This is a genomic window from Pedobacter miscanthi (assembly GCF_003315595.1).
GTDB lineage: Bacteria > Bacteroidota > Bacteroidia > Sphingobacteriales > Sphingobacteriaceae > Pedobacter > Pedobacter miscanthi.
Genome location: NZ_QNQU01000014.1, coordinates 88,288 through 102,358, shown reverse-complemented (window position 1 = coordinate 102,358; position 14,071 = coordinate 88,288). Strand labels below are relative to the sequence as shown.

The window sequence follows — 14,071 nt, the reverse complement described above, 5'->3', positions numbered from 1 at the left end:
GACTGTGTGGATGGGAGAAAACTATACGATAAGGGTAAACTAATCGATTAGAGCGAAATGATGATATTTTAAAGATCCTTCGCTGCGCTCCGGATGACAGAATCGGAGAAATGACAGGCTCCCAAGGCCTTTAACGGTTCAAATCTCGTGTTTGTCGATACAATTGTTACAGTTAAACCCTTTTGCGGCAACTTTAATCCAACGAAACAAAACGCATTGACTATGGAAAGAAAAAATTTCATCAGAAGCTTAATGATCGGAGCCATCTCAACTCCTGTAATTATTGAGGCCTGCAAAAAAAGCAGCATCATGGATGGGACAAACACATCAGGATCAGGCACTGCCGGAACAACAGCCAGCACCAACGGAACCTGTACTGTAGCACCTACAGAAACCGAAGGGCCTTTCCCAACAAAAGTACCGGCGTCGTATGTGCGTAGCGATATTACGGATGGTCGCTCAGGCTATAAACTCACTGTAAAAATCACCATCGGTAACCTGAACAACAATTGCGCAGGCCTGGCGGGGGCTATAGTCGATATCTGGCATTGCGATGCTGAAGGCAATTATTCTGAATACGGGGGCACTGGCATGCAGAGTACCAATTATCAATCGGTGCATTTTTTGCGGGGCCGCCAAACTACAGATGCCAATGGCCTGGTAACTTTTACAACCATTTTCCCGGGCTGGTACAGTGGTCGTGCAACACACATCCATGTGCATGTTTATAATGCTGCCGGTACTTCATTAATGGTTACACAAATTGCTTTCCCTGAGGGCGCCGGAACATCGGTAGCATTGGTAAACGGCTATAGTAAAGGCTTAACCGGCTATACCTACAATAATGCCGACAATGTTTTTAGTGATGATAAAACAGGTATAGAAATAGCTACGGTGAGCGGAACACTGGCCGCAGGTTTCGATCTTACATTTAAAGTAAATGTTAAAGCATAGTATATCCTTATAATTGTTTTATTTTTATGAAGGCGCTAGGAATTCTTAGCGTCTTTTTTAATTTTATGCCATGTTGAAAAAAGTGATTACGCTTTGCTACCGGAAAATTATCGATGCAGGCAATACCAGTTATTGGGATAAGTTTGTACACGAAGATAGTTTTGCAGAATTTAAAATGCAGGCGCAGTTTTATAATCAGGAACAACAGTTTACCACTTTTGCAGAAATGCTGTTGAATATACCCGAAGCCGAGAAACTTCATTTTTTAGTAAGTGCAGCCATTACAGGCTATTTAAGGCAGCTGAATGGAATTATCCCTGATATACTCGATAACCTGGGCAGGCGGTTTTTGACTTTTGAAAATTTTAAGTTCGAGATCATTAATTCGGACATTAACGACCCGGAGAAGCATAAAGTAGCCGTAAATTTCTTTTCAAAACCATTAATATGGCACAGTACAATTGATAACCTGCTTTTAGTATCACAATTTAAAGAAACAGATGAAGAGGAAACGTTCACCAACCTTTTTCAGCTACAGCCTTTTGTAAGCATCCACTCCATAAAAAACATGCATTAAAATGGAACTTAGCCCTGGGAAAATATTTTTGGCCGACGAACGCGGGTTAACCGAAACTTCGGTATTAAGAAGGTACAGCACTTTTAATTTCGAGAAATATTACAGCGAACATAAAGAAGCCCTTGGTAATTTATTTTTATGCAACGATGAATCGGTTTTGGGTGGGAAAGTTACTTTTTTTCTATGCAAAGAAGATTCGCTGCAGCTATTTATGCCCATTACCGGTGCTATGGATATTGTTGCCAACGGAAAAGAATTTGCCTTAGAAACCGGGCAGGTACAGGTATTGAATATGGGAAAGGGTGAAGTACTCGAAATCAGCAATCCTTACCCAAATGATGTGATCAATTATATCCAGTTCGGAATTAAAACGGATATGTTTTTAATGCGGGCGAGTGAAATGCTTTTTAATTTCGACTTCGGACAGAACCAGAACCAGTTAATCGAAATTATATCCAACCCGAAATTACCCTTTAAATTAAGTGCAGGTATTTTTGCCGGCAGAAAAGAGGCTATTTATAAAATACAGCACAAGCAGCGTCAGTTTTATGCTTTTATTATTGATGGTGCTTTCGAAATTGAAGGTCGTTTAATGCATGCCAGAGACGGTCTCGCCCTTTGGGATATTGAACAGGTAGAGCTGGAAGCCCTGAGCAATAATGCGATTGTGGTGGTTTTGGAGTTTGGGTTTTAGCGGATTATTGTTCTAATTTTTCCCGCAGATTTAGAAGATTACCGCTGAGTCCTTCGACAGGCTCAAGGATGACATTCATTTTCTGTCATTCTGAACGCAGTGAAGAATCTTTAATTTACTGGATAGATTCTGAAACAAGTTCAGAATGACGAATGGCGTGGTCGAAATGACGAATGGCGGGAGAAAGCTCCTCCATCATCCATCTCACCTCTTCCCTTTTACATCATTTAAACACAACTTCGGTAGCGCCATAGCCGAATTTTTCTTTCCGTGCATCCATATAGGTTTTCACATGCGGGTTTTTACTGATCAGTTTATGGATTTTATCCCTTAATGTACCATTGCCAGAGCCGTGAATAAAAACAATTTTATCAAAATGATGGACTACCGCAGCATCCATGGCATTCTGAAAATAGTTGATCTGTATCTGCAACATTTCATCCGCTTCCAAAAAATGGTGATCATCTCTGAGTTTTTCGATATGCAGATCTATTTCTTTCTGTGGTGCTTCAACCGTTCTTTTCTCTTCTGCAGATTTAAAAAAACTTTCTTTTAATTTCTGTGCATCAATCGTTACCGGAACCAGGTCGTCTAAACGGATCAGCCAGCCTTTATTTTTTAACTGGGGTAGTTCTTTCTGTTCGGTACTAAAATCTTTTGCCCTGAATTTCTTGCGGATCACCAGCGGATCAATCGGCTTAACATCAGCTTTGTTAAATACCAGCACCTGAAAGTTAAATTCGGGCCAAAGATCCAAATCAGCCAGCGAGGCAGAATAAACCAGGCTTGAAGCGTAAGCCTGGATGATGCCATGAAAAGCACCTGTATATTTTTCTTTCCGCTCAATAGTGAGACTTACCAGCAAAACATTTGGCGAATGATTCTGCAAGTGAAAATGTACCACATTGCCAGCTTTATCATCGGTAGCAACAGCTACATAAATGCCATTTTCGATTTTGCTTATATTAGGAATATTTACATGGATCGGTTTAGGGGTATCCAATTCTTCGGCAACCACACCATGACCATGTACAGAAGTTAGATTACTTACCGCAACAGGAATTTCAAAACCATCCTCATCCGTAACGCCTAAAGTTTGCGCATCAATAATTTTGGTTACATATCCTTCACGTTTTTCATCAACAAAACGCACAAAATCTCCCAGTTTAAACTTCATCTCTTTATTTTTTAAGCAAAGGTTTTTAATAATTTATTGGTTCAATTAAGAGTTGTCTATCGCACATCATATCTTCGGACTCCGAATTTCCAACTCCATTAATGACGCGTATCGTTACCGTGATAAATACTCAGGTAACTTTCGTATCTCGAAATGGCAATTTCACCTTCATTTACGGCTTCGATAACAGCGCAGCCCGGTTCGTTAACATGCCTGCAATTGTTAAACCGGCAATCGTGAGAGGTTTTAAAAATTTCCCTGAAAAAATGCCCTAATTCATCCTTTTCGATATCGATAACACCCAATTCCCTAATCCCCGGAGAATCTACAATGAATCCACCCTGTGGTAATTCGAACATCTCTGCAAAAGTAGTAGTATGCTGCCCTTTATCGCTCCAGTCTGAAACTTCTCCTGTTCTCAAATCGCGATCGGGTAATAAAGCATTGATCAGACTTGATTTTCCTACACCTGAGTGCCCGGAAATTAAAGTAATTTTATTGGTAATCAACTCCTGAATAACCGGAATATTAATTCCTTTTAAAGCAGAAACTTCGTAACAGGCATAACCGATATTCTCGTAAATATCTTTAAATTCCTGCAAAATCTCCAACCCTTCTTTGCTAAACAGATCAAGTTTATTGAACACCAAAACTGCAGGAACATCATAAGCTTCGGCAGTAACCAAAAAACGGTCGATAAAGCCTAAAGAAGTTCGTGGCGAGGCCAGTGTAACCACCAGCATTGCCATATCTAAATTGGCTGCCAATATCTGAGCCTGTTTGCTCAGGTTGATGGATTTACGGATGATGTAGTTTTTACGCGGCAGCATTTCGTTAATCAAGCCCTGGTTACTGTCTTTTTCCAGATCAAATTTTACCTGGTCACCAACCGCAAGCGGGTTGGTGGTTTTAAGTCCTTTAATCCTGAATTTACCCACAATCCGGCAATCGTAGCGTTCGCCATTATCGGCCAGAACACTATACCAGCTTCCTGTAGATTTGATAACTAATCCCTGCATATTTGCGGTAAAGGTATGAATATGATTTCATTGACAGAAACGGGCCCTGGTGGCAATATCATTAATTTAAGCCATTAAACTGATAAAAAGCCTGCCCTGCCGTTCAGATGGGGATGCATACTGATATAAACCTGCGTTTATCTGCGTGCATCCGTAGGTAAAAATGCCGAACTTTAAGATATTTTATTATCTACCAAATATCTTACATAAATTCAACGCTTTAAAGGGCAAAAAACCTAAATTTGCGACAACAAAAATCAAAATATAATGAGTTTCAGAATAGAACACGATACCATGGGCGAGGTGCAGGTGCCTGCCGACAAATACTGGGGTGCACAAACCGAACGCTCACGCAATAACTTTAAAATCGGTCCGGAAGGTTCGATGCCAAAAGAAATTATCCATGCTTTTGGATACCTGAAAAAAGCAGCAGCTTTGGCAAATACCGAACTTGGTGTATTGCCTGCAGAAAAAGCAGAATTGATTGCTAAAGCCTGCGACGAAATTATTGCCGGCCAATTGGATGATCAGTTTCCATTAGTCATCTGGCAAACAGGATCGGGTACGCAAAGCAACATGAACGGAAACGAGGTAATTGCCAACCGTGCGCATGTAATTAACGGCGGTGCACTGGCCGACGATAAAAAAGTGCTTCATCCTAACGATGATGTAAATAAATCACAATCATCAAACGATACTTTCCCAACTGCAATGCACATTGCGGCATATAAACTTACCGTAGAAAATACCATCCCCGGCTTAACACAATTAAGAAATGTTTTAGCTAAAAAAGTGGAAGAATTTGCCGGCATTACCAAAACCGGACGTACACACTTTATGGATGCTACACCGCTTACCCTGGGCCAGGAATTTTCGGGTTACGTACAACAGATCGATAACAGCATCAGGGCCATTAAAAATGCTTTGATAATGGTTGCCGAACTGGCTTTGGGCGGTACTGCTGTGGGTACAGGTTTAAATACACCAAAGGGATATGATGTTTTAGTGGCTAAAAAAATTGCTGATTTAACCGGATTACCTTTCGTTACGGCCCCAAATAAATTTGAGGCTTTAGCTGCACATGATGCAATGGTAGAACTTTCGGGCGCATTAAAACGTACAGCGGTAGCTTTAATGAAAGTTGCCAACGATGTTAGGATGTTAAGCTCTGGTCCGCGTTGTGGTATCGGCGAAATCGTGATTCCTGATAACGAACCTGGATCATCAATTATGCCGGGTAAAGTTAACCCAACACAACCAGAAGCTTTAACCATGGTTTGCGCACAGGTAATTGGTAACGATGTAGCGGTTTCGGTTGGCGGAATGAACGGCCATTTCGAACTTAACGTATTTAAACCTGTAATTGCAGCCAATGTATTGCAATCGGCACGTTTAATCGGCGATGCCTGCGTTTCTTTCACTGTAAAATGTGCGGAAGGAATTACAGCTAACCTGCCTGAAATTGAGAAACATCTTCAAAATTCTTTGATGCTGGTTACGGCTTTAAATCCGCATGTGGGTTATGAGAATGCCGCTAAAATTGCTAAAAAAGCGCATAAAGAAAATAAAACATTAAAAGCGGCAGCCGTTGAGCTGGGTTTATTAACTGCAGAACAGTTTGATGAATGGGTACGCCCTGAAGATATGGTTGGCAGCTTAAAATAACAGCTATTTAAACCGCTATGGCTAAATGCTTTAGCGGTTTAAAACATTTACAGTAGTAGGCGGTTATAAATCAATACATTTCATCTAAAAATAGACAAATATGAATTCAATATTCGCTACGCTCATGAGCATGATATCCATTATTTCACCATGCATCATTTTCGGAACCTGCTGTTATTTATTAAGCAAAAAAAACACCGCTGAAGCTGTTCTTATGACCATTGGATCAGGAATAGGATTACTTACACACTTGTTTTATATTTTAGTGCCCTATTGGATAAGCAGCAGAAATATGCCTTACACAGATGTTTCGAAATATTATACCGTAACGGGCATCATTAGTTTTATTGCAAGTATTTGTTTTGCTGCGGGTTTTTTAATCCTGGTTACCAACATCCTTAAAAAGAACAACATCATCAAAGATCAGTTCCCTAAAAGCAACGATTTACCATAAATGAATAAAGCACTTCCCCGCTTAAAGGGTTTCTACATCATCCTTTTTACATTTTCCATTTTACTTGTGGCCTGTAGTCCGAGGCCAAACATCCAGGGCAAGGGCGAAGATTTTATGCAGGGTGTTTGGAACGAAGATTCGGTGGCTTTTAGCAATAAACTGAGCAATTACACCCGGCATCACTTTAAATTTACCTGCGATTCAGTCTACATCGATATGGTTACACACAGCAAAGTGAACCTGTACGAAGATTCGTGCTATAATAATGGCATCTGGAAAGAATATGCAAAAGGTGTTTATGCAGTTAGGGGTGATACGCTCTTTGTTGGAGCCACTTTTACACATGCCAATTACAAACAAAAAATATCGGGTTGTTACCGCATCGGCAGATACGAAAAGAATTTCCTGATTAAAAAACGTTCAGCAGATACCTTATCTTTAGAGAGTTTAAGCGATCAGCGCGAAATCAAATTAATCCTCAAACAAAAAATCACCTGCGTACAAAAAGAATTATAAAATGATTTTAGCATCAATTAAAAAGAAATTAGCCACGGCTGTTGCCGTTGGTTTTCTGGCTTATTTACCTATGCAGGCAAATGCCTGGGGAACCATTGGCCACCGTGTGGTAGGCGAAATTGCCGATAGCTATTTAAAGGCAAAAACGCGCAAAGCCATTCAGGATATTTTAGGCTACGAAACTTTGGCCATGAGCGCCAATTGGGGCGATTTTATCAAATCAGACTCTACTTACAATTACATGTACAACTGGCACTTTGTTAACCTTCCGGCAGGATTGAATAAAGACGGCGTTTATAACTTTCTGGAAACGGAAAAATCGCCAAGTCTTTACACCAAAATCCCTGATTTAATTGCCGTTTTAAAGAAAACAAGTAGCACACCATCCGAAAAGAAACTGGCTTTACGCATGTTGGTGCACCTGGCGGGCGATTTATGTCAGCCCATGCATGTTGCACGTAAAGAAGATTTAGGGGGTAACCGCGTTTCGGTATTATGGTTTAACGAAAAATCGAACATTCACAGGGTTTGGGATGAGCAGCTTATCGAGTACCAACAATTAAGTTATACCGAATATGCAAAAGCCATTAACCACGCTTCGGCCGTGCAGCTTTACAACTGGCAGAACACGAATTTAAAAGATTGCATTTACGAATCGTATACCATTTGCAATAAAATTTATGATACCACCAAACCCGATTCTAAATTAAGTTACCGTTACAACTTTGATTGGGTTGACACACTGAATAATCAGTTATTAAAAGGTGGTGTGCGTTTAGCAAAAATGCTGAACGATATTTACGGATAAATTACTTTATCATTATTCGATGCCCCAATGCTAACAGGCTTGGGGCTTTTTTGCAGGAAAGATGCTGAAATAAATTCAGCATGACGGTCGCGATATAGGACGCACAATTAAAAATTAAATCATTACAATTAAATATAAATACGTTTTGAGCGGAACAATACTACATATACCGTAACTTACGTGTTTACATTAAAACCCAAATAATATTGAAAATTTTAATGGTTTGCCTCGGTAACATCTGCCGTTCGCCACTGGCCGAAGGCATTATGAAACACCTGGCAGATGAAAAACATTTAAACTGGGAAATTGCTTCGGCAGGAACGGGTAACTGGCACATTGGAAAAGCCCCCGATCATAGGAGTATTGCAGCTGCTAAAGCAATGGGCTACGATATTAGCAAACAACGGGCGCAGCAGTTTAACCATGCAATGTTTGCCCGGTACGACCTGATTTTAGTAATGGACAGGAACAATTTAGCAGATGTGAAAAATCTGGCTAAAACCGATGAAGAGCGAAAAAAAGTTAAACTTTTCCTTGATAACGACGAAGTTACAGACCCATATTGGGATAATACACTGTTTAGCCCTGTTTGCAAACAGGTTGAAGAAAGATGTATGGAAATTATCAAACAACTTTCTTAAATTTAAGGCTTACAATTCATCATCCTAACCAAGTTAAAAATGAAAAAGTACCTATCCCTGTGTTTATTAATCGCATCTGTTTTTTTATTCCAGGCATTTACCACCGCAAAAAAACAAGCTAAAGTTTTGGTTTTTTCCAAAACAAAAGGTTTCAGACACAATTCTATTGAAATCGGTAAAGAAATTATCCAGAAACTGGGAACAGAACATCACTTTGACGTAGATACAACCGAAAATGCTGGTCTATTTACCGAAGATAACCTTAAAAATTATGCAGCTGTTATTTTTTTAAGTACAACGGGTGATGTACTCGATAACAAACAACAGGTTGCTTTCGAAAGGTATATCCAGGCAGGCGGAGGTTACGTGGGCATCCATGCTGCAACAGATACCGAATACGACTGGCCCTGGTATGGTAAACTGGCCGGTGCGTATTTTATTAGCCACCCGGCGGTACAGGAAGCTAAGTTTATCATTAAAGACAAAAAACATCCTGCTACCAAATTTTTCACTGATTCGGTTTGGATGAGAAAAGATGAACTTTATAACTTTAAAGATATTAACCCTGATATTAAAGTACTGATCACCTTAGACGAAAAATCGTACACCGGTGGTAAAAACGGCGATTTCCATCCTTTTAGCTGGTACCACAACTTTGATGGTGGCAGGGCATTTTACACCTGTATGGGCCATACCAAAGAAGGTTGGGCTGAAGATAAATTCCAGAAACATTTATGGGGAGGCATTGAATATGCCATCGGCAAACAGAGCAAATTAGATTACAGTAAAGCCCACTCTAAATTCTAAATATACCATTGGGCTTACTGAATCTCCATCGGCAAGCTCAATGATAAATCACTTCTGCACTTTCTTAAAGTTAACCAGATAAATATAGTTCAGCATACAGAAAGATGCGATTGCCCCGAAAGTATGCCATAAAAAATGAGTACCCATAGTTAATATGTCCCATTTATCCGCAATGCGGAAAGTAAGCGCAAATATGAAGGCAATCAAAGCAAAACCCACCCATTTACCATTTTTCCATTCGGTTTTAATCAGGTAACCAAACACGGGGGAACAATACCAGCGCTGCCATAAAAGCATAGTTAATGTTGATGAAAATCTGAAAATCGCCATGACTAAAAAGCCGCCTCACATAAAACTGAAAGAAAGCGTAAACCGCCACAATCAGCACGGCGAAGTACCACTTCGTAAGTTTCGACAGGAAATAAACACCAGCCGAAAGACACAGGAGCATAATCGGCATCCAGTCCATCATGATAAAAATGGGCCAGCGTCTTAATCCGTGATAAGTGGTGCCGCCAATACCACCGATATAAAGCAGTACCAAAGCGATGCTTAAAAAAGTATGCTGTTTAAAATTACCCCAAAGTTTAATGGTCCAGAACACGGCAATAGCCAGAAAAAAGCAGCTTGTTATGGTATTAAAAGGCTCCGGAAATAACTGGTTCAGGTTGGTTTCGGTATACATTGTACCGCCATCTGGAGGGTTCTGGATAAAAGCGCTCATGACTAAATAACGTAAGGAAAAATTAAATGTTTGATTAGCTTATGTAACGATCAAGATGGAAAATAATCTGGCTTTTACTTACAAAACAAGTTAAATATTGATTAACTCTTAGCGTAGCAACCGTATTTATTTGTACTTTAGTTACATCTAAGCTATAATAATTATGAAACCTTTATTAATTCTTTTTCTATTTATTACAACGGCAGTTTATGCCCAAACAGCGCCAAAACCTTATGGTGCATTACCCTCTAAAAGGCAACTGGCCTGGCATGATATCGAAGTTTACGGACTGATCCATTTTACACCAACCACTTTCGAAAACAAAGAATGGGGCTTTGGAGATGCCGATCCGAAAACCTTTAACCCTACCGATTTTAATGCCGACCAGATTATTAAAGCTGCAAAAGCTGGTGGATTACGGGGTATTATCCTGGTGGCCAAACACCACGATGGTTTTGCCCTATGGCCAACAAAAACCACTGATTATAACATTAGCAAAAGCCCGTTCAGGGCAGGCAAAGGAAATTTGGTTAAGGAGGTAGAACAGGCCGTGCGCAAAAACGGTTTAAAGTTCGGGGTATATTGCTCGCCCTGGGACAGGAATAACGCACTTTATGGTACCGATAAGTACCTGGCCATTTACCAGGCCCAGTTAAAGGAGCTTTACAGCAATTTCGGCGAACTTTTTATGAGCTGGCACGATGGCGCTAATGGCGGTGATGGCTATTATGGCGGTGCTAAAGAAAAACGTTCCATTGACAACACCACTTATTACGATTGGAAAAATACCTGGGCCATTACACGCAAAATGCAGCCAATGGCCAATATTTTTAGCGATATCGGTTTAGATATCCGCTGGGTGGGCAATGAAAATGGAAATGCAGCAGAAACCTCATGGGCCACTTTTACACCAATGGCACCAGATGGGAAAAGTGAAGCTGTGCCCGGACAGGCAAATTATCCGCAAAGCCCTGCAGGAATCAGAAACGGAAAATTCTGGATGCCGGCAGAATGTGATGTACCCTTAAGAAAAGGCTGGTTTTACCATGCCAGCGAACAACCAAAAACACCGGAGAAATTATTCGATCTGTATTTAAAAAGTGTGGGCAGAGGCGCAGGATTAGATCTTGGCCTGGCACCTGATACCCGTGGTCAGCTGCACGAAGATGATGTAGCCGCTTTAAAAACCTTTGGCGATATGGTTAAACATACCTTCGAAAATAACCTTGCAAAAAACGCCGGAATTAAAGCAGGCAATAGCCGTGGCAAAAAATTTAACACCGCAAACCTCCTTGATGGTAACAGGGAAACTTATTGGGCTACAACCGATAATGTACACGAAACAAGCCTCGAACTGGATTTAAAAACACCTAAAACTTTCGACATCATCAGTTTGCAGGAATACATTCCTTTAGGCCAGCGTATAGAAGCTTATACGGTTGAAGTATTAGAAAATAATACCTGGAAAAAAATTTATGACGGTACCAGTATTGGTGCGAAACGTTTAATTAAACTCGACAGCCCGGTAAGCACAAATAAAGTTAAAATAAACATTACTAAATCTCCGGTTTGCATTACATTGAGTGAAATCGGATTGTATAAAAAAGCAGGCTAAGCATTTATTCTTATGGTTTATAAATTATCTCAAACACCTGTGCTAACGCATTAGAGGTTTGTTTGCTATAACGATAAGTACTATCAGCTTTAATATCGCGGTACATTAACATCACTGCACGGTAAGATACCTTGCTCAGTTTTATTTTCTCTTCACGTTCTTTAGCATCTTCGGGCCTTAAATTTAAGGCCTGCATTTGCTTAATCACAACCAGATTTCTTTCCATAGGGATAATGCCTTCCTGTTTGATAGAAACCAGCTTAACATCCTTTGGTAAGGAAATTTTTAAATTCATAATGCCGTTAAGCGAGCCCATATTACTGTTAAAGGTATCTTTTAATTTGCGGTATTCTTCGGTCCCGTATTTCGGACTAAAATGCACAACACCGCTAAAAAACATCAGAAATAAAAGGATCGAAACCGCATATCTTGTCCAGGTTTTAACTTCGAAAGCCTTGTCCCACTTAAAGGTAAGCAGGTAAGTAAAAATAAAACCTGAAACAAAGCCGCCAATATGTGCAGCATTATCTACCCGTTTACCAAATGCACCGTTTATCAGCACCAATAACGATACAATTAATGTACTTACCAGCAATGCTTTGGTGGCTTTCTGCTCGAAAGTTTTGGTCATCAGTAATGCGATAAAAGCACCATACAAACCCATTATGGCTCCTGATGCGCCCATCATTACCCCTTCCTGGTGAAAAATTAAACTCACCAAACCACCGCAAACGCCACTCATTAAATAAATAAAGAGGTATTTTTTCCAGCCCAGTTTATTTTCGATCATCAAACCGAGGTAAACTAGGGCATACATATTAAAAAATAAATGTGATTTGGATCCGTGAATAAATTGGTAAGTAATTAAGCGCCAGTAGTCGCCACCTAATACAAGATTACGCTGGTTAACACCAAAATTTAACGATATCTTTTTAAGCTCTTCAATAAATTCAGGATCATAACTGCTTCCATTTCTTACAAACTGATACCGCAACCAAACAATCGAGAATAGCACCAGAGCCAGGTAGTAAAAGATATTGAGAAGCACCAAAATCGGTGTTACGGTATATCCTTTTTGAGGCAAAAACAAGAATAATACATTTTTGATCTTATTTTTGGTTGCTAAGGGTGCTTTTTCGAAATAATGATCATCCTGCGTTTCTATAAACCGGTGGAATTTAATCAGGCTCTCCTCCCAAACATCTTTCAGGTGAAATTCGACGTATTCAAACTCGTGAAAAAACTTTTCAAGATTTAAACCATTTTTACCGTAATCGTTAAAAAACATCTGGATACCCACACATTCGCTTTTTACTACTGCAAAATTTCCGTGGATACGGATCGATATTTCTTCGCTGTACGATTGAAAGGAGATCGGTGTATAGGCAATTAAGCCGGTTTCGGAAACGTGACTCAGGCTCCAGCCCAGGTTTTCGATAGCCTGTTTGGCTACTATTAAATATTTATCTGCCGGAAAATCGGCCAAAGGAATAAATTTTTCAATTTTAGGCGAGTAACCCCAACTTACCAACATTAGCGCGTTAATTTTTTTTCGCCTCTAAGATAATATAAGGTGATAGATTTTTGCTCTCGAATGGAATAATCTTGGTAAAAATTTTTCCGGTCAGCCAAACAGCTTTTTTAAAAAGACGCACACCTGCCGATTTCTGATCTTCGTTTTCCAACCAAACACTAAAGCGACCAAAATAACCCGATTTCACTTCTTTAAGTCCCGCCTGCTCACAGATTGATTTCAGCAACGCAGGGTCCATGCTATCGATATTATGTTTATCGTAATTTTCTTTATCGAAATTCTTTTGAAACCAACCGTTAACGGCTTTAAAATTTGGCAGCGTGATAAACAAAGTTCCGCCCGGTTTTACAAAAGCAATGTGGCGGTTAATAATATCTGCAGTATCGTTAAAATGCTCTATTAAACCGCAGCTTAATACCAGATCATACTGTTTTTCGGGTGTATAATTAAAAAGATCGGTTTCGATGATATGGATATCCTTTTCAGTTAAGTCGTTCTTCTCTAAAAGTTCTTTTACCACAGGTGGGTGAACAAAATAATCCAGAAGGGTAACATCAAGCTTAGAATACTTTTTCAGAAATACGGCATAATAGCCGGGAAAACCACCCAGTTCGATGGCCGTTTTAACCTGATCTTTCTGGATCACATCAGCCAGCTGGCGGTGAAATAAATAATTTGAAGGTAGCTGAACCGCAAGCCCTTTTTTACTTTCCCAATAATTTACCCAAAAAGCCCTGTCGGTTAATAAATTTGCCATGTTTTAAATAATTCCAATCCCAAAGAAACGGAAAAATTTGCTGGATTGTTAAATTGTTTGATTGCTAATTTAAACGAATACCAAGATCAATATTCTTTTTGTATTGTTTGATTGTTGAATTGCTATAAA

General features: G+C 39.8%; 15 protein-coding genes. 10 read left to right on the top strand and 5 right to left on the bottom strand.

Annotated features, from left to right (window positions below; translation table 11 throughout):
• The first annotated feature begins 222 nt into the window (after positions 1–222).
• The 3 genes from DRW42_RS16735 to DRW42_RS16725 all read left to right on the top strand — a co-directional run bounded on the left by DRW42_RS16735 (position 223) and on the right by DRW42_RS16725 (position 2,225).
• Positions 223–954: a dioxygenase family protein gene (locus tag DRW42_RS16735; protein WP_113949980.1), complete on the top strand. Its 732-nt coding sequence runs from the start codon at positions 223–225 to the stop codon at positions 952–954.
• Between the two features lie 70 nt (positions 955–1,024).
• Complete coding sequence (locus DRW42_RS16730) at positions 1,025–1,531, top strand: hypothetical protein (RefSeq protein WP_113949979.1); 507 nt, start codon at positions 1,025–1,027, stop codon at positions 1,529–1,531.
• 1 nt (position 1,532) lies between these two features.
• On the top strand, positions 1,533–2,225 hold the full coding sequence (locus DRW42_RS16725) for a pirin family protein (RefSeq protein WP_113949978.1): 693 nt from the start codon (positions 1,533–1,535) through the stop codon (positions 2,223–2,225).
• 223 nt (positions 2,226–2,448) lie between these two features.
• Here the strand turns inward: DRW42_RS16725 and DRW42_RS16720 are convergent, their stop codons facing one another.
• Positions 2,449–3,402 (bottom strand): Smr/MutS family protein, encoded by a 954-nt coding sequence (locus tag DRW42_RS16720; RefSeq protein WP_113949977.1) that lies wholly within the window; start codon positions 3,400–3,402, stop codon positions 2,449–2,451.
• A 98-nt stretch (positions 3,403–3,500) separates the two neighbouring features.
• Positions 3,501–4,421 (bottom strand): ribosome small subunit-dependent GTPase A, encoded by a 921-nt coding sequence (rsgA, locus tag DRW42_RS16715; protein WP_113949976.1) that lies wholly within the window; start codon positions 4,419–4,421, stop codon positions 3,501–3,503.
• A gap of 267 nt (positions 4,422–4,688) precedes the next feature.
• Here rsgA and fumC point away from each other — a divergent pair, with 267 nt between their 5' ends.
• From fumC to DRW42_RS16685, 6 genes are all read left to right on the top strand, one after another.
• Positions 4,689–6,086, top strand: coding sequence for a class II fumarate hydratase (gene fumC, locus DRW42_RS16710; protein WP_113949975.1), 1,398 nt, complete (start codon positions 4,689–4,691; stop codon positions 6,084–6,086).
• A gap of 100 nt (positions 6,087–6,186) precedes the next feature.
• On the top strand, positions 6,187–6,540 hold the full coding sequence (locus DRW42_RS16705; RefSeq protein ID WP_147243767.1) for a hypothetical protein: 354 nt from the start codon (positions 6,187–6,189) through the stop codon (positions 6,538–6,540).
• Complete coding sequence (locus tag DRW42_RS16700) at positions 6,541–7,056, top strand: fumarate hydratase (RefSeq protein WP_113949973.1); 516 nt, start codon at positions 6,541–6,543, stop codon at positions 7,054–7,056.
• Between the two features lies 1 nt (position 7,057).
• The gene (locus tag DRW42_RS16695) at positions 7,058–7,864 is read left to right on the top strand and encodes a S1/P1 nuclease (protein ID WP_113949972.1); all 807 of its coding nucleotides are present in this window, start codon (positions 7,058–7,060) and stop codon (positions 7,862–7,864) included.
• Positions 7,865–8,070: 206 nt separating this feature from the next.
• Positions 8,071–8,505: a low molecular weight protein-tyrosine-phosphatase gene (locus tag DRW42_RS16690; protein WP_113949971.1), complete on the top strand. Its 435-nt coding sequence runs from the start codon at positions 8,071–8,073 to the stop codon at positions 8,503–8,505.
• 39 nt (positions 8,506–8,544) lie between these two features.
• Positions 8,545–9,312 carry a ThuA domain-containing protein gene (locus DRW42_RS16685; protein ID WP_113949970.1) on the top strand — a complete coding sequence of 256 codons (768 nt, stop codon included), beginning with the start codon at positions 8,545–8,547 and terminating at the stop codon, positions 9,310–9,312.
• A 244-nt stretch (positions 9,313–9,556) separates the two neighbouring features.
• Here DRW42_RS16685 and DRW42_RS16680 read toward each other — a convergent pair whose 3' ends face one another.
• Positions 9,557–10,036, bottom strand: coding sequence for a hypothetical protein (locus DRW42_RS16680; protein ID WP_208643579.1), 480 nt, complete (start codon positions 10,034–10,036; stop codon positions 9,557–9,559).
• A 163-nt stretch (positions 10,037–10,199) separates the two neighbouring features.
• On the opposite strand from DRW42_RS16680, the gene DRW42_RS16675 reads away from it, so the two are divergent.
• Positions 10,200–11,651 carry an alpha-L-fucosidase gene (locus tag DRW42_RS16675; RefSeq protein ID WP_113949969.1) on the top strand — a complete coding sequence of 484 codons (1,452 nt, stop codon included), beginning with the start codon at positions 10,200–10,202 and terminating at the stop codon, positions 11,649–11,651.
• A 10-nt stretch (positions 11,652–11,661) separates the two neighbouring features.
• Here the strand turns inward: DRW42_RS16675 and DRW42_RS16670 are convergent, their stop codons facing one another.
• Together DRW42_RS16670 and DRW42_RS16665 are read right to left on the bottom strand one after the other, a co-directional pair.
• Positions 11,662–13,185, bottom strand: coding sequence for a rhomboid family intramembrane serine protease (locus tag DRW42_RS16670; RefSeq protein ID WP_113949968.1), 1,524 nt, complete (start codon positions 13,183–13,185; stop codon positions 11,662–11,664).
• A gap of 7 nt (positions 13,186–13,192) precedes the next feature.
• Entirely contained in the window at positions 13,193–13,942 is a 750-nt protein-coding gene (locus tag DRW42_RS16665; protein ID WP_113949967.1) for a class I SAM-dependent methyltransferase, read from the bottom strand.
• Positions 13,943–14,071 lie beyond the last annotated feature (129 nt).

Coding starts and splice junctions, on each gene's coding strand:
- fumC (WP_113949975.1), top strand. CDS start 4,689: ATGAGTTTCAGAATAGAACACGATACCATGGGCGAGGTGCAGGTGCCT.
- DRW42_RS16735 (WP_113949980.1), top strand. CDS start 223: ATGGAAAGAAAAAATTTCATCAGAAGCTTAATGATCGGAGCCATCTCA.
- DRW42_RS16675 (WP_113949969.1), top strand. CDS start 10,200: ATGAAACCTTTATTAATTCTTTTTCTATTTATTACAACGGCAGTTTAT.
- DRW42_RS16680 (WP_208643579.1), bottom strand. CDS start 10,036: ATGAGCGCTTTTATCCAGAACCCTCCAGATGGCGGTACAATGTATACC.
- DRW42_RS16665 (WP_113949967.1), bottom strand. CDS start 13,942: ATGGCAAATTTATTAACCGACAGGGCTTTTTGGGTAAATTATTGGGAA.
- DRW42_RS16720 (WP_113949977.1), bottom strand. CDS start 3,402: ATGAAGTTTAAACTGGGAGATTTTGTGCGTTTTGTTGATGAAAAACGT.
- DRW42_RS16705 (WP_147243767.1), top strand. CDS start 6,187: ATGAATTCAATATTCGCTACGCTCATGAGCATGATATCCATTATTTCA.
- DRW42_RS16670 (WP_113949968.1), bottom strand. CDS start 13,185: ATGTTGGTAAGTTGGGGTTACTCGCCTAAAATTGAAAAATTTATTCCT.
- DRW42_RS16725 (WP_113949978.1), top strand. CDS start 1,533: ATGGAACTTAGCCCTGGGAAAATATTTTTGGCCGACGAACGCGGGTTA.
- DRW42_RS16730 (WP_113949979.1), top strand. CDS start 1,025: ATGTTGAAAAAAGTGATTACGCTTTGCTACCGGAAAATTATCGATGCA.
- rsgA (WP_113949976.1), bottom strand. CDS start 4,421: ATGCAGGGATTAGTTATCAAATCTACAGGAAGCTGGTATAGTGTTCTG.
- DRW42_RS16695 (WP_113949972.1), top strand. CDS start 7,058: ATGATTTTAGCATCAATTAAAAAGAAATTAGCCACGGCTGTTGCCGTT.
- DRW42_RS16685 (WP_113949970.1), top strand. CDS start 8,545: ATGAAAAAGTACCTATCCCTGTGTTTATTAATCGCATCTGTTTTTTTA.
- DRW42_RS16700 (WP_113949973.1), top strand. CDS start 6,541: ATGAATAAAGCACTTCCCCGCTTAAAGGGTTTCTACATCATCCTTTTT.